At 63.2% G+C, this 25,409-nt stretch carries 14 protein-coding genes and 7 pseudogenes; 14 read left to right on the top strand and 7 right to left on the bottom strand.

The features are described 5' to 3' along the window. Positions 1–6: 6 nt before the first annotated feature. Both ACQVLG_RS01630 and folD read right to left on the bottom strand, forming a co-directional pair. Positions 7–2,094: pseudogene (locus ACQVLG_RS01630) on the bottom strand (M3 family metallopeptidase). A 120-nt stretch (positions 2,095–2,214) separates the two neighbouring features. Continuing rightward, positions 2,215–3,060: a bifunctional methylenetetrahydrofolate dehydrogenase/methenyltetrahydrofolate cyclohydrolase FolD gene (gene folD / locus ACQVLG_RS01625; protein WP_070221908.1), complete on the bottom strand. Its 846-nt coding sequence runs from the start codon at positions 3,058–3,060 to the stop codon at positions 2,215–2,217. A 531-nt stretch (positions 3,061–3,591) separates the two neighbouring features. On the opposite strand from folD, the pseudogene aceE reads away from it, so the two are divergent. The 3 pseudogenes from aceE (at position 3,592) to lpdA (ending at position 9,845) form a co-directional block, all read left to right on the top strand. Continuing rightward, positions 3,592–6,288: pseudogene (aceE, locus tag ACQVLG_RS01620) on the top strand (pyruvate dehydrogenase (acetyl-transferring), homodimeric type). A gap of 94 nt (positions 6,289–6,382) precedes the next feature. Next, a pseudogene (gene aceF / locus ACQVLG_RS01615) lies at positions 6,383–8,050 on the top strand (dihydrolipoyllysine-residue acetyltransferase). A gap of 10 nt (positions 8,051–8,060) precedes the next feature. Beyond that, positions 8,061–9,845, top strand: a pseudogene (gene lpdA, locus ACQVLG_RS01610) (dihydrolipoyl dehydrogenase). 275 nt (positions 9,846–10,120) lie between these two features. Here lpdA and ACQVLG_RS01605 read toward each other — a convergent pair. Next, positions 10,121–10,483, bottom strand: coding sequence for a hypothetical protein (locus ACQVLG_RS01605; protein ID WP_474292538.1), 363 nt, complete (start codon positions 10,481–10,483; stop codon positions 10,121–10,123). After that, a complete protein-coding gene (locus tag ACQVLG_RS01600; protein WP_474292537.1) occupies positions 10,468–10,722 on the bottom strand; it encodes a hypothetical protein in 255 nt (84 codons plus the stop codon). Before ACQVLG_RS01600 ends, ACQVLG_RS01605 begins: the two co-directional genes overlap by 16 nt. Before the next feature lie 41 nt (positions 10,723–10,763). Here ACQVLG_RS01600 and ACQVLG_RS01595 point away from each other — a divergent pair, with 41 nt between their 5' ends. Continuing rightward, positions 10,764–11,273, top strand: coding sequence for an STAND family AAA ATPase (locus ACQVLG_RS01595; protein ID WP_474292536.1), 510 nt, complete (start codon positions 10,764–10,766; stop codon positions 11,271–11,273). A gap of 8 nt (positions 11,274–11,281) precedes the next feature. Here ACQVLG_RS01595 and ACQVLG_RS01590 read toward each other — a convergent pair whose 3' ends face one another. Then, the gene (locus ACQVLG_RS01590; protein WP_230539782.1) at positions 11,282–12,001 is read right to left on the bottom strand and encodes a TetR/AcrR family transcriptional regulator; all 720 of its coding nucleotides are present in this window, start codon (positions 11,999–12,001) and stop codon (positions 11,282–11,284) included. A gap of 66 nt (positions 12,002–12,067) precedes the next feature. On the opposite strand from ACQVLG_RS01590, the pseudogene ACQVLG_RS01585 reads away from it, so the two are divergent. From ACQVLG_RS01585 to ACQVLG_RS01565, 5 genes and pseudogenes are all read left to right on the top strand, one after another. Further along, positions 12,068–12,679 (top strand): annotated as a pseudogene (locus ACQVLG_RS01585) (HlyD family secretion protein); the annotation flags it as partial. A 151-nt stretch (positions 12,680–12,830) separates the two neighbouring features. Further along, the gene (locus tag ACQVLG_RS01580; RefSeq protein WP_474292535.1) at positions 12,831–13,346 is read left to right on the top strand and encodes a hypothetical protein; all 516 of its coding nucleotides are present in this window, start codon (positions 12,831–12,833) and stop codon (positions 13,344–13,346) included. A gap of 6 nt (positions 13,347–13,352) precedes the next feature. Further along, the gene (locus tag ACQVLG_RS01575; RefSeq protein WP_474292534.1) at positions 13,353–14,951 is read left to right on the top strand and encodes a DHA2 family efflux MFS transporter permease subunit; all 1,599 of its coding nucleotides are present in this window, start codon (positions 13,353–13,355) and stop codon (positions 14,949–14,951) included. A 41-nt stretch (positions 14,952–14,992) separates the two neighbouring features. Continuing rightward, positions 14,993–16,189 (top strand): annotated as a pseudogene (locus ACQVLG_RS01570) (efflux transporter outer membrane subunit); the annotation flags it as partial. 80 nt (positions 16,190–16,269) lie between these two features. Beyond that, positions 16,270–16,482 carry a TolC family protein gene (locus tag ACQVLG_RS01565; protein WP_474295873.1) on the top strand — a complete coding sequence of 71 codons (213 nt, stop codon included), beginning with the start codon at positions 16,270–16,272 and terminating at the stop codon, positions 16,480–16,482. Between the two features lie 9 nt (positions 16,483–16,491). Here the strand turns inward: ACQVLG_RS01565 and ACQVLG_RS01560 are convergent, their stop codons facing one another. Further along, the gene (locus ACQVLG_RS01560) at positions 16,492–17,412 is read right to left on the bottom strand and encodes a LysR family transcriptional regulator (RefSeq protein ID WP_474292533.1); all 921 of its coding nucleotides are present in this window, start codon (positions 17,410–17,412) and stop codon (positions 16,492–16,494) included. Between the two features lie 112 nt (positions 17,413–17,524). Here ACQVLG_RS01560 and ACQVLG_RS01555 point away from each other — a divergent pair, with 112 nt between their 5' ends. From ACQVLG_RS01555 to ACQVLG_RS01535, 5 genes and pseudogenes are all read left to right on the top strand, one after another. After that, on the top strand, positions 17,525–18,124 hold the full coding sequence (locus ACQVLG_RS01555; RefSeq protein WP_474292532.1) for a short chain dehydrogenase: 600 nt from the start codon (positions 17,525–17,527) through the stop codon (positions 18,122–18,124). An 81-nt stretch (positions 18,125–18,205) separates the two neighbouring features. Then, positions 18,206–19,939 (top strand): dipeptidyl-peptidase 3 family protein, encoded by a 1,734-nt coding sequence (locus ACQVLG_RS01550; protein ID WP_474292531.1) that lies wholly within the window; start codon positions 18,206–18,208, stop codon positions 19,937–19,939. A gap of 329 nt (positions 19,940–20,268) precedes the next feature. Further along, positions 20,269–20,793 (top strand): hypothetical protein, encoded by a 525-nt coding sequence (locus ACQVLG_RS01545; RefSeq protein ID WP_474292530.1) that lies wholly within the window; start codon positions 20,269–20,271, stop codon positions 20,791–20,793. A 98-nt stretch (positions 20,794–20,891) separates the two neighbouring features. Then, positions 20,892–21,623 carry a BON domain-containing protein gene (locus ACQVLG_RS01540; RefSeq protein WP_230539774.1) on the top strand — a complete coding sequence of 244 codons (732 nt, stop codon included), beginning with the start codon at positions 20,892–20,894 and terminating at the stop codon, positions 21,621–21,623. A 154-nt stretch (positions 21,624–21,777) separates the two neighbouring features. Next, positions 21,778–23,077, top strand: a pseudogene (locus ACQVLG_RS01535) (MFS transporter). 55 nt (positions 23,078–23,132) lie between these two features. Here the strand turns inward: ACQVLG_RS01535 and ACQVLG_RS01530 are convergent. Further along, a complete protein-coding gene (locus ACQVLG_RS01530; RefSeq protein WP_474295871.1) occupies positions 23,133–25,139 on the bottom strand; it encodes a prolyl oligopeptidase family serine peptidase in 2,007 nt (668 codons plus the stop codon). Positions 25,140–25,409 lie beyond the last annotated feature (270 nt).

Below are 25,409 nucleotides of genomic sequence, written 5' to 3'. Positions count from 1 at the left end.
CATCCCTCAGGCTGCCATGCCGCTGTGGCGCAGCAGGGCGTCGATCGACGGCTCGCGGCCGCGGAAGGCCGTGAACGATTCCAGCGCGGGGCGCGAGCCGCCGACGGACAGAATTTCCTGCAGGTAACGCTTGCCTGCCGCCGTCGTGGCGGCCGGCCCCAGCGCACGGGCTTCTTCAAACGCCGCATAGGCGTCGGCGGACAGCACCTCGGCCCATTTGTAGCTGTAGTAGCCAGCCGCGTAGCCGCCGGAGAAGATATGCCCGAAGGAATTCTGGAAGCGGTTGAAATCGGGCGGGATGATCAGCGCGAACTTGGCGCGCACGCCGTCGATCAGCTGCTGCACGGTCTGGCCCGTGCCGGCATCGTAGTCATAGTGCAGATGCATGTCGAGCAAGGAGAACTCCACCTGGCGCAGGGTCTGCAAGCCGGACTGGAAATTCTTGGCCGCCAGCATCTTGTCGTACAGCGCGCGCGGCAGCGGCTCGCCCGTGACGGCATGCGCCGTCATGTGTTCGAGCACTTCCCATTCCCAGCAGAAATTTTCCATGAATTGCGACGGCAGTTCCACGGCATCCCATTCGACGCCGGCAATGCCCGACACGCCCAGCTCGTCGACGACGGTCAGCATATGGTGCAGGCCGTGGCCGAACTCGTGGAACAGGGTGATCACTTCATCGTGCGTGAACAGCGCCGGCTGGGCCTGGCCATCGACCACGGCTGGCTGCGTGAAATTGCGGTCAGGTAGGCGATCGGCGTTTGCACGTGCTGGGCGTCGGCGCGGCGGCCGCGCGCATCGTCCATCCAGGCGCCGCCGCTCTTGCCGGCGCGCGCATACAGGTCCAGGTAGAACTGGCCGACCAGCTGGCCGTCGCGCTCGATGCGGTAAAAACGCACGTCCGGGTGCCAGACGGGCGCCGTATCGGGCTTGATCTCGACCGCGAACAGGTTCTGGATCTGGCGGAACAGGCCGTCGATCACCTTGTGTTCAGGGAAATACTGTTTGACTTCCTGGGCCGAGAACGCGTAGCGGCGTTCCTGCAGCTTTTCGGAGGCGTACGGCACGTCCCACGCCTGCAGCTCGTCCAGGCCCAGCTCTTCCTTGGCGAATTGTTTCAGTTCTGATAAGTCCTTCTCGGCGAACGGACGCGCGCGCTTGGCCAGGTCTTCCAGGAAGGCGATGACTTGCGCCGGCGAGGTGGCCATCTTGGAGACGAGCGACACTTCGGCGAAATTGGCGTAGCCGAGCAATTGTGCCTCTTCGTTGCGCAGACGCAACAAGGTAACGATGTTCCGGGTATTGTCCCAGTCTTCTTTCTTGCTGAAGACCTCGCCCTGGTCCGACGCCTTGGTGGCGTTGGCGCGGTAGATGGTTTCGCGCAGCGCGCGCTTGTCGGCAAACTGCAGGATCGGGTAATACGACGGGAAGTGCAGCGAGAATTCGTACCCTTGCTTGCCGGCTTTTTCGGCGGCGGCGCGCGCGGCGGCCTTCACATCGTCGGGCAGGCCGGCGAGCTCAGCTTCATTGTCGACCAGCAACTTATAGTCATTCGTGGCGTCGAGCACGTTTTCGGAAAAACGCGTACCGACGGCCGCATGTTCTTCCTGGATGGCGCCGAAGCGCTCTTTCTTGTCCTCGGGCAACTCGGCGCCGCCCAGGCGGAAGTCGCGCACGGCATTCTCGACGATGCGCTGGCGCGCCGGCGACAGGCTGGCGAAATCGGCGCGGGCCTGCAATTGCTTGCTTGTATTTGCCGAAGAGGATTTCGTTCTGGCCCAGCTCGGTCAAGAACTCTGTCACCTTGGGCAGGTTGGCATTGTAGGCGGCGCGCAGTTCCGGCGTATCGATCACGCTATTTAAATGGTTGACGATGCTCCAGGCGCGGCCCAGGGTTTCGGCGATCTGGTCCTGGGGCGCGACGAAGTTGTCCCAGCTCACTTCTTCCATGGGCGCTTCCAGCTGCGCCACGGTGGCGCGCGCCTGTTCCAGGAGGGTATCGATGGCGGGCGTGACATGCTCGTGCGTGATCGCGTCGAAGCGTGGCAGGCCGGAAAAATCAAGCAGGGGATTGGTATTCATCGTCGGTTCGTCCATTCTGTCTTCATATATGGAGCGCCTGAAAAACGTTCAGGGCAAGGCGCGGTGCCGAAGGCAGTACGAATAGTACGGCGAGGCACTGCAACGCAGCCATGGACGTTTTCTCAGGTGTTCCTCTTAAATGCGCTCTGCGGCCTCGACGGTATTCATTAATAACATGGTGATCGTCATCGGGCCCACGCCGCCGGGCACGGGCGTGATGTGGGACGCGATTTCTTTCACTCCGGCAAAATCCACGTCGCCGCACAGCTTGCCGTCATCGTCGCGGTTCATGCCCACGTCGATGACGATGGCGCCCGGCTTGACCATGTCGGCCGTCAGGGTGTTGCGGCGGCCGACGGCGGCCACGACCACGTCCGCCTGGCGCGTGTACAGGCCCAGATCCGGGGTCGCACTATGGCAGATGGTGACGGTAGCGTTCGCTTGCAAGAGCAGCAGGGCCATCGGCTTGCCGACCGTGTTGCTGCGGCCGATGACGACGGCGTGCTTGCCGCGCAAGTCCACGCCCGTGCTTTCGATCAGTTTCATGCAGCCGTACGGCGTGCACGGGCGGAAGCCGGGCAAGCCCGTCATCAGTTCGCCGGCGCTCAGGACGGAATAGCCGTCCACGTCTTTCGTCGTGGCGATCGCTTCGATGACCTTGTGCGGGTTGATGTGCTTGGGCAAGGGCATTTGCACGAGGATGCCGTGGATGGCGGGATCGGCGTTCAGGCTGGCAATGCGTGCCAGCAAGTCCGCTTCGGACAGGTCCGCTTCATATTTTTCCAGCACCGAGTGGAAACCCACGTCGCCGCACGCCTTGACCTTGTTGCGGACGTATACCTGGCTGGCCGGGTCTTCGCCGACGAGGATCACGGCCAGGCCGGGCTGGGTGCCCTTGGCCGTGAGGGCGGCGGCGCGCGTGGCGATTTCGCTGCGCAGTTTTTGGGAGAGGGCGATTCCGTCGATCAGTTGTGCTGGCATGGTAGGGAGGCTGTGTGGGAGGGAAAAGACAGATTATAAAGCCGGGCGGCGCAAAGGGGCGGTTTTGGCGCCAAGCCGTTATGTTAAAAAGCGGGCCAGAGACGCGGGCCTGAGAAAATGCCGATGGCGGCGTTGCAGCTCCTTGCCGTACTGGCGTACTGTCTGCGTCGCCGCGCCTGGCCCTCGACATTTTTCAGGCCCGCTTGGCCCGGTATGCCTGTGCGGACGACTGGGGCGCTAATGCGTTTTGCTGGTGTGCTGGTGGCCTAGGGAGCGCAAGGGCCTGCGGTTCTTTTGGCGCCGTTTTTGGCACTTTGATCACCCTAATTTCCGCACAGAATTTGCGGCAGTGCAGCATAAATTTCATAGGGTAATTTCACGATATGAAATGCTATATCGTAATTTGAAAAATACTAAATACGCTGTTAGAATCCCCACACTAAACCGACTTAATAGTAAATAATCAGCGAAATACCGTCCGACAGCGATCCGGAAAATCGGGGTGGGGCGTTCACAAAGGAGACTCAACAGATGTCAGCTCAACTGAACCAGGTAACGACACAGATCGGCACCGACCCGGATATGCAGGAAACCAAGGAGTGGCTGGACGCGCTCGAAGCCGTGCTGGAAAATGAAGGTCCGGAACGCGCGCATTACCTGATGGAGCGCATGGTTGACCTGGCCCGCCGCCGCGGCGCCCAGATCCCGTTCTCCAGCACCACCGCCTACGTCAATACCATCCCCACCAAGCAAGAAGCACACTGTCCCGGCAACCTGGAATACGAAGAGCGCCTGCGCTCGTGGATGCGCTGGAACGCCATGGCCATGGTCGTCAAGGCCAACCGCGCCGACGGCGACCTGGGCGGCCACCTGTCCTCGTTCGCTTCGCTGGCGAACATGCTGGGCATCGGTTTCAACCACTTCTGGCACGCGCCGACGGCCGACCACGGCGGCGACCTGCTGTACATCCAGGGCCACTCCTCGCCCGGCGTCTACGCGCGCGCCTTCCTCGAAGGCCGTTTGACGGAAGAGCAAATGCTGAACTTCCGCAAGGAAGTCGACGGCAAGGGCCTGTCCTCGTACCCGCATCCTAAATTGATGCCTGACTTCTGGCAGTTCCCGACCGTGTCGATGGGCCTGGGCCCGCACATGGCGATCTACCAGGCGCGCTTCCTGAAATACCTGCACGCACGCGGCATCGCCAAGACCGACAACCGTAAAATTTGGGCCTTCTGCGGCGATGGCGAGATGGACGAGCCGGAGTCCTTGGGCGCGATCGGTCTGGCCGCGCGCGACATGCTCGACAACCTGGTCATCGTGGTCAACTGCAACCTGCAGCGCCTGGACGGCCCTGTGCGCGGCAACACCAAGATCATCCAGGAACTGGAAGGCGAATTCCGTGGCGCCGGCTGGAACGTCGTCAAGGTCATCTGGGGTCCGGGCTGGGATGCCCTGCTGGCGCAAGATAAAGAAGGCATCCTGCAGCGCGTGATGATGGAAACCGTCGACGGCGAATACCAGAACTACAAGGCGAAAGATGGCGCCTACGTGCGCAAGCACTTCTTCGGCAAGCATCCGAAGCTGCTGGAAATGGTTGCCAACATGACGGACGACGACATCTGGCGCCTGACCCGTGGCGGCCACGATCCGCACAAGATCTACGCGGCCTTCAAGATCGCCAGGAACACAAGGGCCAGCCGACCGTCCTGCTGGTGAAAACCATCAAGGGCTACGGCATGGGCAAGTCCGGCGAAGCGCGCAACACGGCGCACCAGACGAAAAAACTGGACGACGAAGCGATTCGCGAAATGCGCGACCGCTTCTCGCTGCCTATCCCTGACGACAAGCTGGCCGACATCCCGTTCTTCAAGCCAGCCGACGACGCGCCGGAAATGGTCTACCTGCACGAGCGCCGCAAGGCCCTGGGTGGCTACCTGCCGCAGCGCCGCCAGAAGTCGGAAGAAACCCTGCCGGTGCCTGGTCTGGACGCGTTCAAGAACGTGCTGGAAGCGACGCCGGAAGGCCGCGAAATCTCCACCACGCAAGCCTTCGTGCGCGTCATTTCGACCCTGCTGAAAGACCCGAACCTGGGCCAGCGCGTCGTGCCTATCCTGGTCGATGAATCGCGTACCTTCGGCATGGAAGGCCTGTTCCGCCAGATCGGCATCTACAACCCGAAGGCCAGTTGTACGAGCCGGTCGACAAGGACCAGGTCATGTACTACCGCGAAGACAAGGCCGGCCAGATCCTGCAAGAGGGCATCAACGAAGCGGGCGGCATGAGCTCGTGGATCGCCGCGGCGACGTCGTACTCGACCAACGACCGCATCATGATCCCGTTCTACACCTTCTACTCGATGTTCGGCTTCCAGCGCATCGGCGACCAGGTGTGGGCTTCGGCCGACATGCGCGCCCGCGGCTTCCTGATGGGTGGCACGGCCGGCCGTACGACCCTGAACGGAGAAGGCTTGCAGCACGAAGATGGCCACAGCCATATCTTCGCCGCGACCATCCCGACCTGCATGCCGTACGACCCGACCTTCAGCCATGAAGTCGCCGTCATCATCCAGGACGGCCTGCGCCGCATGATCGCCAACCAGGAAGATGTGTTCTACTACATCACGATCATGAACGAGAACTACGCCCAGCCAGGCATCAAGCCAGGCCAGGAAGAAGGCATCCTGAAAGGCATGTATAAGTTGCAAGAAGGCAAGGCGGACGCCAAGCTGCGCGTACAGCTGATCGGTTGCGGCACCATCCTGCGCGAATCGATCTTCGCCGCCGAATTGCTGGAAAACGACTGGGGCGTGGCCGCGGACGTGTGGTCGGCGCCGTCGCTGACCCTGGTGGCCCGCGATGGCCAGGATGCGGAACGCTGGAACATGGTCAACCCGTCGAAGCAGCAGCGCGTGCCTTACGTGACGTCGCTGATGCAGGACACGGACGGCCCGATCGTCGCCACGACCGACTACATGCGCGCATTTGCAGAACAGATCCGCGCCTTCATGCCGAAGGGCCGCACCTACAAAGTGCTCGGTACCGATGGCTTTGGCCGCTCGGACAGCCGCGCCAAGCTGCGCGAGTTCTTCGAAGTGAACCGTTATTATGTCACCGTGGCCGCGCTCAAATCGCTGGCTGACGAAGGCAAGATCGACGTGTCGGTGGTGGAGCAGGCGCGATCGCCAAGTACGGCATCGACGCGAACAAACCGAATCCGGTGACCCAGTAATCGTTGTGCGGACCCGATGATGCCAGGGCGGTGCGAAAGTGCCGCCCTGGCGTGTGTGCGGGTCCATCTGACAAATAAAATAACGGAGCAAGCTATGAGCATTGTGGAAGTCAAAGTCCCGGATATCGGCGATTTCAAGGAAGTCGAGATCATTGAACTGATGGTCAAGCCAGGCGACACGGTCAAGGTCGACCAGTCCCTCATTACCGTCGAATCGGACAAGGCCAGCATGGAAATCCCATCGAGCCACGCCGGTGTCGTCAAGGAATTGAAAGTCAACGTGGGCGACAAGATCGCCGAAGGTTCGCTGGTGCTGCTGCTGGAAGTGGCGGACGACGCCTCGGCCCCGGCGCCAGCCGCCGTTGCCGCCCCGGCACCTGCCGCTGAAGCCGCCCCGGCCGCCGCCCCTGCGGCCGCACCAGCGCCTGCCGCCCCAGCCGGCGCGCGCCGGCCCTGGTCGACGTGACCGTGCCCGATATCGGCGACTTCAAGGAAGTCGAAGTCATCGAACTGATGGTCAAGGTCGGCGACACGATCAAGGTCGACCAGTCGCTGCTGACGGTCGAATCGGACAAGGCCAGCATGGAAATCCCATCGAGCCATGCCGGTATCGTCAAGGAATTGAAAGTCAAGGTCGGCGACAAGGTCGCCAAGGGTAGCCTGGTGCTGGTGGTGGAAACGACCGGTGGCGCTGCCGCTCCTGCCGCTGCACCAGCTGCCGCGCCAGCGCAAGCTGCCGCCGCGCCAGCCGCCGCCGTCGCTTCGGCGCCGGTCGCCGCTGCTGCTGCACCAGCGCCTGCCGCCGCACCTGCAGCGAATGGCAAGCTGGCGCACGCGTCGCCATCGATCCGCAAGTTCGCGCGCGAAACTGGGCGTGGAACTGGCGCTGGTCGGCGGTTCCGGTCCGAAGGGCCGCATCACCCAGGAAGACGTGCAGAACTTCGTCAAGGGCGTGATGTCGGGCGCGGTTGCTGCGCCAAATGCTCCAGTCGCTGCCAAAGGCGGTTCGGGCGTGGGCCTGGATCTGCTGCCATGGCCGTCGCTGGACTTCAGCAAATTCGGCACGACCGAATTGCTGCCGCTGTCGCGCATCAAGAAAATCTCGGGTCCGAACCTGCACCGCAACTGGGTCATGATCCCGCACGTCACGCAGTTCGACGAAGCGGACGTGACCGACCTGGAAGCGTTCCGCGTCGACACCAACGCGGCCAATGCGAAGAACAAGGATGCGGCCAAGCTGACCATGCTGGCCTTCGTCATCAAGGCCTCCGTCGCCGCGCTGAAGAAATTCCCCGCGTTTAACGCCTCGCTCGACGCCAAGGGCGAAAACCTGATCCTCAAGCAGTACTACAACATCGGCTTTGCGGCCGACACGCCGAATGGCCTGGTGGTACCCGTCATCAAGGGCGCGGACCAGAAGTCGGTCTCGCAAATCGCCCGCGAAATGACGGAACTGTCGCTGCAGGCGCGCGAAGGCAAGCTGAAACCGGCCGACATGCAGGGCGCCAGCTTCACGATCTCGTCCCTGGGCGGCATCGGCGGCACGCACTTCACGCCTATCGTCAATGCGCCGGAAGTGGCCATTCTGGGTCTGTCGAAAGCCTCGATCAAGCCGGTATGGGATGGCAAGGCCTTCCAGCCGCGCCTGATGATGGGCACTTCGCTGTCCTACGACCACCGTGTGGTCGATGGCGCGATGGGCGCGCGATTCTCCGTGTACCTCGGCGAAGTCCTGGCCGACATGCGCAAAATTCTGCTGTAAGGAGCGATTGATGAGCACAGTAGAGGTAAAAGTACCGAATATCGGCGATTTCAAGGAAGTCGAAGTCATCGAACTGATGGTCAAGGTGGGCGACACCATCAAGGTGGACCAGTCCCTGATCACGGTCGAATCGGACAAGGCCAGCATGGAGATCCCGTCGACCCACGCGGGCGTGGTCAAGGAAGTCAAGGTCAAGGTCGGCGACAAGATCGCCGAAGGCAGCGCGCTGCTGGTGGTGGAAGCGGCTGAAGGCGCGGCTGCTGCAGTGCCTGCGGCAGCTCCTGCACCAGCGGCGGCTCCGGCTGCCGCCCCTGCGGCAGCACCAGTTGCCGCCGCCATCCCTGCCGGCAATTACAGCGGCCAGGTCGACATCGACGTCGACATGATGGTATTGGGCGGCGGTCCTGGCGGCTACTCGGCGGCGTTCCGCGCGGCCGACCTGGGCATGTCGACGGTCATCGTCGAGCGCTACGCCACCCTGGGCGGCGTGTGCCTGAACGTGGGCTGCATCCCGTCGAAGGCGCTGCTGCACGTGGCTTCCGTCATCGATGAAACGGCGCACATGTCGAATACGGGCGTGACATTTGCCAAGCCGACCATTGATATCGATCAGGTACGCAAGTACAAGGAAGGTGTAATTTCGAACATGACGGGCGGCCTGGCCGGCATGGCCAAGGCGCGCAAGACGCAAGTCGTCACGTCACGGGGTGGGCCAGTTCCTCTCCGCGAACCACATCGAAGTGACGGCTGGCGACGGCTCGAAAAAAGTCGTGCAGTTCAAGCAAGCGATCATCGCCGCCGGTTCGTCCGTGGTGAAGCTGCCCTTTGTGCCGGAAGACCCGCGCATCGTCGATTCGACGGGCGCGCTGGAGTTGCGCCAGATCCCGAAACGCATGCTGGTCATCGGCGGCGGCATCATCGGCCTGGAAATGGCGACGGTTTATTCGACCTTCGGCGCGCGCATCGACGTGGTCGAAATGATGGATGGCCTGATGCAGGGCGCGGACCGCGACGCCGTCAAGGTGTGGCAGAAGTTCAACGAGAAGCGCTTCGACAACATCATGACCAAGACCAAGACGGTCGCGGTGGAAGCGCTGCCGGAAGGCATCAAGGTCACGTTCGAAGCGGCCGAAGCGGGTGCCACGGCGCCAGCGCCGCAAGTCTACGACCTGGTGCTCGTCGCCGTGGGCCGCAGCCCGAACGGCAAGAAACTGGCTGCCGACAAGGCCGGCGTGCAGGTGACGGACCGCGGCTTCATCAACGTCGACAGCCAGATGCGCACCAACGTGCCGAACATCTTCGCCATCGGCGATCTGGTCGGCCAGCCGATGCTGGCGCACAAGGCCGTGCATGAAGCGCACGTGGCCGCCGAAGCGGCTGCCGGCCAGAAGTCGCACTTCGACGTCAAGGTGATCCCGTCGGTCGCCTACACGGATCCGGAAGTGGCATGGGCCGGCATCACGGAAGACGAAGCGAAAGCCAAGGGCATCAAGGTCGAGAAGGGCCACTTCCCGTGGGCCGCTTCCGGCCGCGCCGTGGCCAACGGCCGCGCCGAGGGCTTCACCAAGCTGCTGTTCGACGCTGAAACGCACCGCATCATCGGCGGCACCATCGTCGGCACGCATGCGGGCGACATGATCGGAGAAATCGCCCTGGCCATCGAAATGGGCTGCGACGGCACCGATATCGGCAAGAGACCATCCATCCGCACCCGACCCTGGGCGAGTCGATTGGCATGGCAGCGGAAGTGTACGAAGGCGTGTGCACGGACTTGCCGCCGCCGCGCAAGCGCTGATAAAGAGTTAACTTTCAGTATAAAAAACCGGGACATGTTCCCGGTTTTTTTATTTTCCTTGACCTGCAGCATAGTAAAACGTGGCGCAGTGGCATCTTGTGAAAATTGGTGAGTATTGCCGTATGGAAAAAGTGGCAGAATGGAGGTCTGTAACCATGTTTTGCTTTTGCTTCAACGGAAGCGTGTGATTTTTCCAGGAATGTTGCCAGCGTGGGAGTCGGTCAAATTCCGCTGTACTGAGAGAGTTTTGCAACAATGAAAAAATTTACCGCCCTTCATATTGCCGATGTCCGTTTGCGCAGGGCCGATGAGCAAGAGCAAGCCGTGATGCTGCACGCCTTGTACCAGGATGTGGCCGCTATTTTGGCGGCGGGCAAGAAGATCGATGCGATTTTCTTCACGGGCCAGCTGCTGGTGCGCTGGACGCCTGTGCCGGCACCACGCCCGTGTACGTCTACGAATCCTTCCTGCGGCCCTTGCTGCAGGCGGCCAGCTTGCCCGGCGCGCGCTTCTACCTGGTGCCGGGTAGCCGCCAGCAGGGCGTTGCGGCTGCGGCGCTGGGCAATGCCGGCTTCAGCTTTTTCTCCGCCGATGAGCACGCCAGCGCCGAGCAGCGCGCACATTACAAGAATATCCACGCCGTGTTCCACGGCCACCAGCATACGGGCGACGCCAGTTCGCTGATGAAGTCGCTGGGCATCTTGTTCAAGAGCAATCCCGGCAGCCTGTATGGTGCGCAGGGCCAGATGGCGGCGTTTGCCGTGCTCGAATTCGGTACGGATGCCGCCGATAACGGCGCGCCAGGCACGCAGTGGACGGTGTCGCTGCGCGAGTTCGACGACGTGAGCAAGAACTTCGCCTTGTCGGTGCTGTACACGCCGAATGGCCAGGAAGCGGGGCAGGTGGAATGCCGAGTACGTGTTTGCCACCTTGCTGCCGCAGCTGGCCGGCGAGCGCGCCTATCTCGATGGCTTGCTTGGCAAGGCGGGCGTGCAGCAGCGCGTGGCTGCCGGCGCGGCTGCCGATGCGCGCGAATTCCTGATCGAGCTGGCATTCGTGATGTTCGAAGCCAAGAGCGTGTTCCTCAACGAGGCGGAACTGGAGCGCTTTGCCAGCGACTATTGCGGCGTGAAAGGCTGGAGCATGGCCGCCGGGGATTGGCTGGCGCCGCTGTATGCGCGGGGCTTGCTGCTGCGGGACGATGGCCAGGTGGCATTTTCCTTCGATTACTTCCGCACCTATTTCCTGGCGCAGCGCTTTGAAACTTCGTTCGATCTGATGCGCTATGGGCCGGTGCGCCACGATGGAAGTGAGTCTTCACTCAGTGTTGATGGCGCGTCGGCAGCCCAGCCTTTCCTGCGTGCCTTGGGCTTGAGCGATGAACAGGCCGAAGCGGCGCTGCCGGAAGACTGCGGCCGCCCTGGCTGACTTCCGCGTCAGTCCGCCTGCGGCTGGCGCAGGGTGCCGTGCAGAAACAGGTCGAGACTGACCGCCACCTTGGCGCGCAGTTGCGCCACGTCCGGTTGCGCCTGTGGCGGAAACAGCAGGCGCGACATCTGATCGCCCAGCAGGCAATTGAGCAGGTGCAGCGCCAGGATGGAGGGTGTCAATTCCGCGCGAAACAACGGCGCGATGTCGGGGCGGCTGAAAAACTTGGTCAGCATTTCGCGCGTCTGTCCCGGCCCCACCTTGTAAAACGTTTCCGCCAGTTCCGGATGCGTGGCCGCTTCGGCCACCACCATGCGATTCAGGCGGATCGCCGCCGGCATGGTGACCAGTTGCACGAACAGCAGGCCGAACTCGCTCAAAATGGAGTGCAGGGGCCGCATGTCCGTTTCCAGCGCCGGCATGGTCGAAAAGTAGGCGGCGCGGCGTAATTCCACCACGGCATTGAACAAGCCCGACTTGCCGCCAAATTTCACATAAATCGTGCGCACGGCCACGTGGGCTTCGCGCGCGATCATTTCCAGGCTCACTTTCCCATACCCTTTTTCCAGAAACAGGCAGCCGGCCGTGTGCAGCAGGTTTTCCATGCGCGCCTCCATGTCGGCTGCGCGGGGGCGGCCGGCTGGCTTGCCGCAGCAGGAAAGCTCCTGGGCGGCGGCGTCGGATTCTGTATCGGTAGGCAAGGTATCGCTGAGGCCGGGATCGGACATGGTCTGGGTCTCTTTATAAGTTGGAGGGTAAGTGATGGCTCACACTGTAGTGCAAATTAAAATGAAATGCAATCGTTTCATTTCTTGACTTTGGCTTTTCTTTGCCCAATAATGAACCTATATCATTTCATTTCCGGAGCGAGTATGTCCAACCAGCCAGGCCAGGCAGAGCACAAGGTGCTGAGCGCCGTCCCACCCGCGGCCCCCGCCGCACCTTCCACGCCCGCCGCTTCGGCCAGCTCCGCACCACCGAACAACCGCGTCAAAATCATCGCCGGCCTGATCGTCCTCGTGGCGCTGGGTGCCGGCGCGCGCATGTGGTACCGCAGCCACTATTTCGTGGAAACGGAAAACGCCTATGTGGCCGGCCACGTGCATCCCGTGTCGGCGCGCATTTCCGGCGTCGTCACCAAGGTTTTTATTGACGACAATCAAATCGTGAAAGAGGGCGACGTGATCGCCGAACTCGATCCATTCGACCAGCGCGTGAAAACCGAGCAGATTGCCGCGCAGATCGCCAGCGCCGAGCAGCAAGTGCTGCAGGCCGATGCGCAGATCGCGCAAGTGCAGGCGCAAGCGAGCGCCGCCCAGGCGCAAGTGGCGCAAGCCGATGCGCAGCTGCTGCGCGCCAAACAGGATGCGGAGCGCTATGGCCAGCTGTACACGAGCCAGATGAAAGCCGTCTCGAAAGCGGAACTCGACGCCGCCAACGCGGCCCGCTCGAGCGCCGTGGCCGACCTGTCCGCCCCGCCGCGACAGCGCGTCCGCCGCCAAGGCGCAGATCGGCGCGGCGCAAGCTGCGCGCGATGTCGCCAAGGCGCAAGTGGCCGTGCTGCGCGTGCAACTGAAGGACGCGGAACAGCAGCTGCAATACAACCGCATCCTGGCCCCCGTCGCCGGCCGCATCGGCAAGCGCAACGTGGAAACGGGCATGCGCGTGCAGCCTGGCCAGCAGTTGACGGCCATCGTGCAGGACAACGTCTGGGTCACCGCCAACTTCAAGGAAACGCAGCTGGCCGACCTGCACCGCGGCCAGAGCGTGCATGTGACCATCGACGCCATGCCGGGCAAGAAGCTGGTGGGCACGGTCGACAGCTTCGCCCCAGCCTCGGGCGCGCAATTCGCCCTGCTGCCGGCTGATAATGCCACCGGCAACTTCACCAAGATCGTCCAGCGCGTGCCGGTGAAAATCGTCTTCCAGCCGGAAGACATCAAGGCCATGAATGGCCGCCTGGTGCCGGGCATGTCGGTGATCGCCGAAGTGGAAGTGAACCAGCCCGAGCAGGCTCAGGACAAGGCCGCGCGCCACGCCGCCGCTCCTGCCGCCCAGACCACCGCCCGCTAAGCTTCCATGAGCAGCTCCTCCACCACGCTGGCGAAGCCGCCAGCGTTTCCCGTGATCAGTGAGAAAGTCTCCGGACGCACCTGGCTGGCGGTCGGCGCCGGCATGCTGGGCGCCTTCATGGCGGTGCTCGACATCCAGATCACCAATTCCTCGCTCAGGGACATCCTTGGCTCGCTGTCGGCCACCCAGGAAGAAGGCTCGTGGATTTCCACGGCCTACCTGGTGGCGGAAATCATCGTCATTCCCCTCACTGCGCTGCTGGCGCGCGTGTTCGGACTGCGCGCCTACATGATAGGCACCACCGCTTTCTTCCTGCTGTTCTCCACCCTGTGCGGGGCGGCCTGGAACCTGGAAAGCATGATCGTCTTCCGCATGCTGCAAGGGTTTACGGGCGGCGCGCTGATCCCCATGGCGTTCACGCTGGTGATGCTCAAGCTGCCCGCCTCGAAGCGCGCCGTCGGCATGGCCATCTTCGGCCTGACGGCGACCCTGGCGCCGGCCATGGGCCCGACCCTGGGCGGCTATCTCTCCGAGCTGTATGGCTGGCCCTCGATCTTCTACATCAACTGGGTGCCCGGCGTGCTGCTGATCGCCGGCATGATCTATGGCCTGGACAAGGAGCCGATGCAGCTCAAATTGTTCTGGAAGGCCGACTGGCTGGGCATCTTCTTCATGGCCCTGGGCCTGGGCTGCCTGACCATCTTCCTGGAAGAGGGTAATTCGAAGGACTGGTTCGACTCCGGCTTCATCATCGCCTTCGCCGCGCTGGCTCTGACGGGCATCCTGGGCTGGGTCGTCACCAGCGCCACGCGCGCCGAGCCGTTCGTCAACCTGGCGCTGTACGGCCAGCGCAACTTTTTAGTGGCCACCGTGCTGTCGGCCGTGACGGGCATGGGCCTGTATGGCTCGGCCTTCCTGCTGCCCCTGTTCCTGGGCCAGATCGCCGGCTATTCACCGATGCAGATCGGCGAAGTCATCATGTGGGTGGGTTTGCCGCAGCTGTTCATCATGCCATTTGTTGCCAAGCTGTCATCGAAGGTGGATAACCGCATCCTGTGCTCGTTCGGCCTCTTGCTGTTCGGCGGTTCGTGCATGATGAATGCCTACATGGACGCCTCCACCGGCTACGACCAGCTGCTGTGGTCGCAGGTGGTGCGTGCGCTGGGCCAGCCCTTCGTCATGCTGACCCTGTCGAACTTCGCCATGAAGGGCATCGCGCCGAAGGACATGGCGTCCGCTTCGAGCCTGTTCAACATGACGCGCAACCTGGGCGGCTCGATCGGCATCGCCCTGCTGGCCACCGCCCTGAGCACCCGCGAGCATTTCCACTCGCAGCGCCTGGGCGAAGCGATCAACGCGTATTCCAGCGCCACGCAGCTGCGCATCGACCAGCTGACGTCCTCGTTCATGGCCAAGGGCTATGACGCCGTCACGGCCGGCAACCAGGCCTTGCAGGCGATCGACGGCATCGTGCGCCGCGAAGCCTATGTGATGGCCTACAACGACGGCTTCTTCCTCGTCGGCGCCATCCTGCTGGCCTGCATCGTGCCCCTGTGGCTGGCCGACAAACTCAAAGCCCCCGGTGGCGGTGGCGGCGGTCATTGAGCGCCGCACGCAGCCACCTCAAGAACAAGAAGGTAATCATCATGCAAACCATCATGCAAACAGTAATGACGAAAATCGCGCTGGCCGCTTCCCTTGCCGTGGCGCTGTCCGCCTGCGGCACCGTGGGCCAGGATTTCACGGCCCCGGCAAACGTGGCCGGTATCGATAACGGCACCTTCCGCCACGGCGCGGCCGCGGCGGACGCCGCGCAACTGCCCAAAGAGTGGTGGAGCATCTATGGCGACGCCACCCTGAACCGCCTGGAACAGAGCGCGCTGCAGGACAATCCCGGTGTAAAAGCGGCCGGCGAGCGATTGCTGCAGGCGCTGGCGCAAAGCGGCACGGCGCGCGCCAACCAGGGGCCGAGCGTGAACGTCAGCACGGGCATCTCGAACTCGCGTACCTCGGCCAACACCTCGCAGGGCCTGGCCCTGGGCAACCGCTCCATCAGCGGCAACAATTTTTCCGTCGGCGGCTCGCTGTCGTATGAAGTCGATCTGCTGGGCCGCGTGAAACGCCTGGTCGAAGCGGCCGATTCGCAGGCGCTGGCGGCGCAGGCGGATCGCGACGGCGTGCTGCTGATGCTGTCGTCGCAAGTGGCCAGCAATTACTGGCAGCTGCGCGGGCTGGACGCGGAAATGGCGATCCTGAATGGCGCCCTGGACACGCGCCGCGAGTCGGCGCAGCTGGTCGAGGCGCGCTTCAATGCGGGCCTGACGAATGAGCTGGACCTGGCGCGCGCGAAAGTCGAACTGTCGAACGCCCAGGCCGACCTGCATGAAGTCAAGCGCCAGCGCAACCAGCTGGAAAACAGCCTGGCCACCCTGACGGGCAAGCCGCCGTCGGCGCTGCAATTGCCGGTGGCCGCCGATCCGTCGATCTTGCCGCTGCCGCCAGCCATCCCCGTCGGCTTGCCGGCCAGCCTGCTGGCGCACCGTCCTGACCTTGTTTCCAGCGTAGCGGGCCTGCGCGCGGCGAACGCCCAAGTGGGCGTGGCCGAAGGCGCGTTTTACCCGTCGCTGCAATTGACGGGCAATTTCGGCTATGCCTCGGAAAAGCTGCGCGACCTGGCGCAGGGCGGTTCGCGCCAGTTCAGCTTTGGCCCGCTGGCCCTGTCCCTGCCCATCTTCGACGGCGGCCGCAACCAGGCCAATCTGGACCTGTCCAAGGCGCGCTATGCGGAAGCCGTGGCGAACCACGAAACGAAGCTGTTGACGGCCTTGCGCGAAGTGGAAGATGCGCTGTCCGACGTGGAACAGCGCCAGTTGCAGGGCGATGCCCAGGCCCTGTCGCAGCAGCGGCGGCGCGCGCCTACCTGGTGGCGCGCACGCGCTACGAGCGCGGCATCTCGACCTACCTCGACGTCACCGACGCGCAACGCAGTTCGCTGGCGGCGGACCGCGCCGCCGCGCAGATCAAGACCCAGCGCCTGCTGGCGACGGTCGCCGTGGCGAGGTCCTTGGGCGCCGGCTGGCAGCCGGACGGCGAGCTGGCCAGACTGGCGTCCGCGCCCGCCGCAAAGGCCAATTAAGTACGACGGTTACGTGAGCGTGGCCGGTGGCGGTGTCGCCGCCGGCCCGTAGCGTTCCAGCAGAAAATCGATGAAGGTCGTCAGCTTCGGCGTGGGCTGGCGGTCGCGCGCATACACGAGGTGCATGGGGCGCGGCGCCGGCACGTAGCCGGCCAGCAGCGGCACCAGCCTGCCGGCGGCGATATCGCCAGCCATCAGGATTTCCGCCTGCATGACGATGCCGAAGCCGTGCAGGGCCGCCACGCGCAGCGCCTGCCCGTTGTTTGTCGAGCGGAAGCGGCTTTCGCGCACGGGGCTGCCATCATCGTCGCCGCTCCTGGCCAGGCGCCAGCGCACGTGGCGCGTCCACTGCATGAAGTCCAGGCATTCGTGGCGCGCCAGGTCGGCCGGCGTGCGCGGCGTGCCGTGCCTGGCCAGATAGGCGGGCGCGGCGCAGATCACCATCGCATACGGCCGCAGCGCGCGCGCCACCATGGCGGAATCTTCCAGCTTGCCGATGCGGATGGCCGCGTCGAACCCTTCTTCCACCAGGTCCACCGTCCTGTCGTTCAGGTTCAGCTCCAGGCTCACTTCCGGATACGCATCGAGGTAATCGGCCATCAGTGGCGCGATGCATTCGCTGCCGAAGGACACGGGCGCCGTGATCTTCAGCTTGCCGCGCGGCGCCGCGCGCATGGCTTCCGCGCCCCGTTCCGCCGCATGGATGCTGGCCAGGATCTGGCGGCACTGTTCCACATACTGCTGGCCGATTTCCGTCAGGCTTTGCCGCCGCGTGGTGCGCGCCAGCAGCCGCGCGCCCAGCCGCTCTTCCAGGTATTTGATGTGCTTGCCCACCATCACGGGCGAAATATGGAATGCCTCGGCGGCGGCCGTGAAACTGCCCGCATCGACGACGGCGACAAAAATTTCCATGCTGCGCAATTTATCCATGGTATCCCGATTGCAAACTGTGGGTTGGTAATCTTGTAAATTCTAGCGTATTTATTCCTTTTCGTAAGCGGCGCATACTGGCTCCATCGTTCAACCCACACAAGGAAGCAGCATGAAAATCGTCATCATCGGCGCCAGCGGCACCATCGGCACGGCCGTCGCCGCCCAACTGGCGCCACGCCATGAAATCATCGAAGTGGGCAGCCGCAGCGGCACGCACCAGGCCGACATGGGCGACATCGCGCAAGTGCGCGCCCTGTTCAAGCGCATCGGCAAGGTCGACGCCGTCGTCGTGACGGCCGGTAAAATGCATTTCGGTCCCCTGGCTGAATTTACTCCAGAGCAATTCCAGGTGGGCCTGGAAAGCAAGCTGATGGGCCAGGTCAACGTGGCGCTGGTGGCGCAGGAATACCTGAACGACGGCGGTTCGATTACCCTCACCAGCGGCATCGTGGCCGAGCAGCCTATCCGCTTCGGCACGGCCGCCAGCATGACCAACGCGGCCGTGGAAGGTTTTGTAAGGGGCGCCGCCATCGAGTTGCAGCGGGGCGTGCGCATCAATGTTGTCAGCCCGACGGTGCTGGCCGAGTCGTTGGAGTCGTACGGCCCCTTCTTCTACGGCTTCGAGCCGGCCGCCGCCAGCCGCGTGGCCCTGGCGTACAGCCGCAGCGTGGAAGGGGCGCAGACGGGGCAGGTGTACAAGGTTTGGTAAAACCTGCCCTACAGGCGGGGGCGCTGGTGGATTACAATTTGCCTCACTTGGGGTCTGACCCCAGAATTTAACCGAGGCCCCATGAAAAAACTCCTGATTCCCCTGCTGATGGCCGCCGCCGTCGGCAACGCCTGCGCCGCAACGCCAGCGGCCGCGCCAGCCGCCCCGGCCACCGCCGCGCAACTGACGGCCATGAGCGCCCGCTACGCGCCCGTCGCGCTGACGGCCGACGTCACCCACCTGTCCGCTGGCGACCGCCAGGCCATCGCCAAGCTGGTCGAAGCGGCCAAGCTGGTCGACGTGCTGCAGCTGCGCCAGCGCTGGTCCGGCAATGAAGCGCTGTGGGCGGCACTTAAGAAAGACAAGTCGGCCCTGGGCCAGGCCCGTCTGAACTATTTCTGGATCAACAAGGGTCCATGGTCGGTGCTCGACGCGCATGCCTCGTTCATGCCGGCCAGCTATGCGGGCATCGCCATTCCCGCGCACAAGCCGGAAGCGGGCAATTTCTATCCGCAGGGCGCCACCAAGGCCAGCCTGGAAACGTGGATGAATGGCTTGCCGGCGGACGACAAGCAGCAGGCGCAATGGTTTTTTACCACCATCCGCGCCGGCAAGGATGGCAAGTACCAGACCGTCAAGTATTCGGATGAGTACAAGGTGGAGCTGAAACAGCTGGCCAGGCTGCTCGACGAGGCGGCGGCCGCCACGGATAATGCATCGCTGAAGAAATTCTTGACCCTGCGCGCCAAGGCTTTCCTCGACAACGATTATTTGCCGTCCGACTTCGCCTGGATGGACCTCGATTCGCCCGTCGACATCACCATCGGCCCGTATGAAACGTACAACGACGAGCTGTTCGGCTACAAGGCCGCCTTCGAGGCCTACGTGAACATCCGCGACCAGGCGGAAACGCAAAAGCTGAACTTCTTCGCCAGGCACATGCAGGAGCTGGAAGACAACCTGCCGCTCGACGCCCGCTACCGCAACCCGAAAGTGGGCGCGCTGGCGCCGATGGTGGTGGTCAACCAGGTGTACGGCGCCGGCGACGGCAACATGGCCGTGCAGACGGCCGCCTACAACCTGCCCAATGACGAGCGCATCATCAGCGCGCGCGGTTCCAAGCGCGTCATGTTGAAAAACGTGCAGGAAGCCAAGTTCAAGGCCACCCTGACGCCGATTTCGAAACTGGTGCTGACGCCCGAAGCGCAGCAGGACGTCGATTTCAATTCTTTCTTCACGCACATCCTCGCGCATGAAATCATGCACGGCCTGGGCCCGCACGCGACCGTCGTCGACGGCAAGGCTTCCACGCCGCGCCAGGACTTGAAGGAAGCGTATTCGACCATCGAAGAAGCCAAGGCCGACATCACGGGCTTGTTCGCGCTGCGCTACATGATGGACAAGGGCCAGCTGAACGACACCCTGGGCCAGGGCGAGGCGGCCGAGCGCAAGCTGTACAACACTTTCCTTGCCTCCGGTTTCCGCACCCTGCATTTCGGCCTGACGGATTCGCACGCGCGCGGCATGGCCATCCAGATGAATTACATCCTCGACAAGGGCGGTTTCGTCTCGCTGGGCGATGGCAGGTTCGGTGTCGATTTTGCGAAGATCAAGCAGGCCGTGATCGACCTGGACCGTGAATTTCTGACCATCGAGGCGACGGGCGACTATGCGCGCGCGCAAGCGATGATGACGAAATACGTGGTCATCCGCCCAGAGGTGCAGGTGGCGCTCGACAAGATGAAGGCCGTGCCCAACGATATCCGTCCGGAATTCGTCACGGCCCGCGCGCTGGATAAGATGACGAAGCAATAAGCTGACCTTGATTATTATCAGTCTGAAAAGCCGGTGCCTTGCGCACCGGTTTTTTTTCGTCTTTATTTGCGAAAAGTTGCCAGTTTTTCCTTGTGGAAATACGTCCACCGCTTACTCTGCAGTGGTAAATCCTCCTTTCTTCCCGTCTATCCCATGTTGAAACCGCTCTTGCTGATGAGCTTGCTCATCGTTTTGCCCGCCGTGGCTGGTCCCGGGCTGACCGATCTGGAAACCCGCTGGCTGCAGGCGGGCCAGCCCGTCATCGCGTTTGCGCGCGCGCAAGGTTTGCCCGTCGATATCATCGTGCAGCCCAGGATGCGCCCGGCGCCGTGCCGCTGGCGCTGGGCTACGAAGGGGGGCGCTGCAAGCTGGTGCTGTCCCTGCGTGGCAATGCGCAGGCGGACAGTGTCTTGCAGGGCGTGCCACCCACGCGCCACGGCCTGATGATGGAAGCGATGACGGCGCATGAAATCGGCCATTGCCAGCGCTATGCGCAGGGCGACTGGCACGCCTTGCCGCGCGGCTTCGTCGAGCCGCGCAGCATGCAGAAAGGCAAGTTGACAGCGCTGGCGCAGGAGTTGCGCGAGACGCGCCGCGAAGAGGCCTATGCGGACCTGGTCGCCCTGGCCTGGGTGCATGCACGCCACCCCGGGCAGTACCAGCAGGTGCTGGCCTGGATGCGCGGCGTGCGCGCGGCTGGCGAGGCCGCGGGCGGCGGTGTAGGCAGTTCCCACGCCACGCAGGCATGGCTGGCGCTGGCCGATGGCGCAGGCGCATTTGATGACTCCGCTTCACCATTTGAACAGGCGCAAGTATTGTGGCGGAAGGGCTTGAGCGGCGACAAAGGACAGTGAGTTTTTGCGTGAATGGCGTGTCAGCGTGTGCTGTCGCACGGAGCTTTGCGCGCGGCAGGGGTCTAATCTGGGCATCAACTAACCAGAGAGGAACCATCATGAACAAAATGATCGCACTCATGCTGGCCGCCAGTGCCAGCGCCCTGCTTGCCGCCGCGCCCGCGTATGCGCAGGACGCCTCGTACAAGAGTTTGACGGACAAGGCAACGGCCGACTACAAGCAGGCCAAGGCCGCCTGCGACAGCCACAGCGGCAACGCGAAAAAAGTCTGCGTGGAAGAAGCCAAGGTGGCGCGCGCCAAGGCCGAGTCGGACGCCGTGGCCCAATACCGCAACACGCCGCGCGAACTGGGCAAGGCCCGCAAGGATGTCGCCAATGCCGAGTATGACCTGGCCAAGGCCAAGTGCGGCGACCGCACGGGGGCCGACAAAACCACATGCATGAACGATGCCAAGGCAGCGAAGTCGGCCGCGCTGGCGGACGCCAACACGGGCGCCAAGGCCGGCACCAACGTGGCGCAGAATCCGCCCGCCACGACGAAGGAAAACTGCGACGCCATGGATGCGACGGCCAAGGCCGCCTGCATGACGCGCAATGCGGCCGGCAGCACCAAGACGGCCATGTCCGACTCCGTCATCACCACCAAGATCAAGGCGGACCTCGTCAAGGACAACGACTTGAAAGCGCTTGACGTGCACGTGGAAACGGTCAACGGCGTCGTCATGCTCAGCGGCTTCGTACCTTCCCAGGAGCAAGTAAAGAAAGCCGCCGACCTGGCCCGTGGCGTGGAAGGCGTGAAGGACGTGAAGAATGGCTTGAAGGTCAAGTAAGCGGCGTCTTCACAAGTCTTGCAGCCAGGACTGGGGCGGCCCGCAGCAGTGTCGCCCCAGTTTTTTGATTGTATAAATTACGATCATAATATAACATGAGAAAAATCCCGCCGGCTGGTAGTGAGCGGCATCCATTTTTTCTCATGAGGACAGCATGCTTTCTCTTCCCTTTTCGCAATGGCTGGAGCGGCGCGGCATCCACTTTGCCTGGGTCATCGTCGCCATCACTTTCCTCACGGCATTAACTTCGTCGGCCGCGCTGGGCTTGCCGGGCGCGCTGATGCAGCCTTTGAGCCGGGAGTTCGGCTGGGATGCCGAGCAGATTTCCTCGGCCCTGGCCGTGCGTTTCGTGCTGTTTGGCTTGATGGGGCCGTTTTGCCGCCATCCTGATGGAGCGCTTCGGCTTGCGCAATATCATCTGCGTGGCCCTGGGCCTGATCGCTGCCGGCATGCTGCTGGCCACGCGCATGACGCAGTTCTGGCACCTGGTCGCCCTGTGGGGCATCCTGCTGGGGCTGGGCTCGGGCATGACGGCGCTGGTCTTGAGCGCCGTGGTGGCGAACCGCTGGTTCGAGACGCACCGGGGCCTGGTGGTGGGCGTGCTGACGGCCAGCTCGGCCACGGGGCCAGCTGCTGTTCCTGCCCGTGGGCGCCTGGCTGATCGAGCACTACGGCTGGCGCACGGCCGTCCTGCCCGTGTTTGCCGCCTGCGCCATCGTCGCCGTGCTGGCCTTCCTGTGCATGCGCAACCGGCCGCAGGATGTGGCCTTGCGTCCGTACGGCGCCGACCCGGCCACGCCGCTGGTGGCGTCGCCGTCGGCAAGCATGACGTTCGCCACGCCTTTTTTGATCCTGCGCAGCGTGGCTTCCAATCGTACCTTCTGGATACTCTTCGGCACCTTCTTCATCTGCGGCCTCAGCACCAACGGCCTGATCCAGACGCATTTCATTTCCCTGTGCGGCGACTCGGGCCTGTCCGCCGTGCCGGCCGCCTCCGTGCTGGCCATGATGGGCGCTTTCGACCTGTTCGGCACGATCCTGTCCGGCTGGCTGTCTGACCGTTATGACAACCGGAAATTGCTGTTCTGGTACTACGGCTTGCGGGGCCTGTCGCTGTTCTGTTCTGGCTGCCGTATTCGGAATTCACCTTGTACGGCCTGTCGTTGTTCGCCATGTTCTACGGCCTCGACTGGATTGCCACCGTGCCGCCGACCGTCAAATTGGTGGGGGCCACATTCGGCCGGGAGCGGGCGGGCATGGTGTTCGGCTGGATCTTCGCGGGCCACCAGCTGGGCGCCGCCGTGGCCGCGTATGGCGCGGGCCGCATCCGCACCCTGATGCTGACCTACAACCCGGCCCTGTTCGCGGCCGGCGCCGCCTGCCTGCTGGCGGCGCTGCTGGTGCTGGCAATCCAGCGGCAGAAGGCGGCCGTGGCCGCCGTCCAGAGCGCATGAAAAAAGCCAGGCCCGCGTGAGCGGAGCCTGGCCTTTCAAGAAGTGCGCAACACGATTATTTCAGATACTTAGCCAGCCATCCTTCGACTTCGCTATAGAAAAAGCGGCTGTTCTCGCCCTTCAAAATCCAGTGGTTTTCGTCCGGGAAGACCAGCAATTTCGCCGGCACGTTCAGGCGTTGCTGGACAGCAAAGTTCATCAGCGCATTGTTGGCCGGCACGCGGTAATCGAGCTCGCCCACGGTGATCAGGATCGGGGTGGTAAAGCCCGTGCCTTTTTCGTGGTTGCCTGCTTGCATGACCGGGCTTTGCTCGCGCCACACGGGCAGGTTCGACCAGACGGGGCCGCCTGCATTCGTTTCACGGCCGAAGCCGCCATCGCTGGTGCCCCACTGCATGATCAAATCCATTTCGCCCGCGTGCGAGACGATGGCCTTGTAGCGCGTGGTGGTCGCCTGCAGCCAGTTGGCCAGGTGGCCGCCATAGCTGGCGCCGCCGGCAGCCAGTTTCGTGCTGTCGATGAACGGATATTTCTTGATGGCTTCATCGACGCCCTGGTTGACTTCATCGCCCGGACCTTTCAAGGGGTCGAACTGGATCGAGCGCGAGAATTCCTCGCCATAGCCGGTGGAACCCTTGTAATCGGTCAGCAAGACAACGTAGCCTGGCTTGGCCAGCAAGTGATGATAGTTCCAGCGCAGCACGAACTGGTCGCGCCACATGCTGGCCGCGCCGCCGTGGATGACGGTAAACAGCGGGTATTTCTTGTTCGGATCGAAATTGGCGGGCTTGACGAGCATATTGTGGATGCGGCGGCCGTCGGCCGTGGTGAACCAGAAGTGCTCGGGTGCCTGCCAGTCGATTTTATCGGCCTTGTCCGTGTTGAAGGCCGTCAGCCGTTTCGGCTGCTTGCCGTTGAACGCATAGATTTCCGGCGGATTGATGCTTGACTCCCACACGCCGACCAAAGCCTTGCCGCCGCTGCTCAGCGAGTTGATGCTGCCCGTCGGCAAGGATGGCTCCTCGCGCACCTCGCCGCCCCTGGCGTCGATCGAATACAGCTTTTCCAGTCCCGCATGTTCATAGCTGAAAATGACGCGCTTGCCGCCTTCGGGCAGCACGAAGCGCGCAATCGACCGGTCCAGCTTGGCCGTCAGGATGACCGGCGCAGGGTTGCTCATCGGCCAGGCGAAGCTGGCCAGGCGTTTCACGTCATACACTTTACCGGGCGTTTGCGCGTCGCTCAATGCAAACAGGGTCTTGCCGTCGGCGGCAAATTTCAGGGAACCGTAGCTATGTTTGTCCTGCGTCAAGCGCTGCGCTTCACCGCCGGCCACGGGCAGCAGATACAGTTGCGAGTAGACGGCTTCGCGCTGCGCCGCGTCGCGGTTGCTGGCCGCGTTGAAGACGACGGCCTTGCCGTCCGGCGTCCAGACGGCGTCCAAGGATTGCCCCTCGTCACCCTGACCGCCGCCAAAGCCCGGCAGCGCCACCAGTTGCGTGCCCGACAGGATGTCGCGCGCGGTGTTGTCACCTCGTGATGCGGCGTCGGCGTCGACGATGAACAGGCGCACCTGCTTGTCGGTCAGCCATTTGTCGAAGTAGCGCGGTGCCGTCGTTTCATACGAGCGGGCGCTGACTTTGCGCTCCTTGCGCTCTTTTGCGCTCTGCTTGACGTCGGCTTCCGTCTTGTTGCCAGGATAGATGTCGCTGATGAACAGCAATTGCTTGCCGTCCGGACTCCATTTCGGCATGCGCGCTCCCAGGGTGAGCGAGGTCAGGCGCTGCGCTTCGCCGCCGGCGGCCACGTCGAGGCGGTAGATCTGTCCCGCTTCATCGCCGTCGCGCTTGGCGACAAACACCAGCTGGCGGCTGTCCGGCGACCAGGCCACGGCGCCTTCGCCGCCCTTGGAATACGTCAGGCGACGCGCGGGGCTGTCATCAAGCAGGGACTTGATCCACAGGTCCGACCATTGCTCCTTGCTATCGTAGGCGCTGTCGACCACGGAAAACACGGCCCAGCGTCCATCGGGGCTGGCGACGGGTGCGCCCACCCGTTTCATCAGCCACACGTCTTCATGCGTGATGGCGTGTTTGGCGGCGGCTTGCGGGGTGGCGGCAGGCGCGGCGGCGGTGGTATGGGAAAGCGAGGCGCAGGCCGCTGCGATCAGCAGGGAGAGCCGAGGGAACGGCGAAGACGGGGTAAGGTCATGGGCGTGGTCCGGGTAGTGAAAAAAGTACAGCGGGCAACATTATTGCCCATCGATTCGGCCACTGCCAAGGCCATGAACCGTTACTTACCCGGCCGGATGGCCGCGTATCGGGCGGGCGCC

It is taken from the genome of Janthinobacterium sp. TPC_1, assembly GCF_056037845.1.
This window is presented reverse-complemented; position numbering and strand designations above follow the sequence as displayed.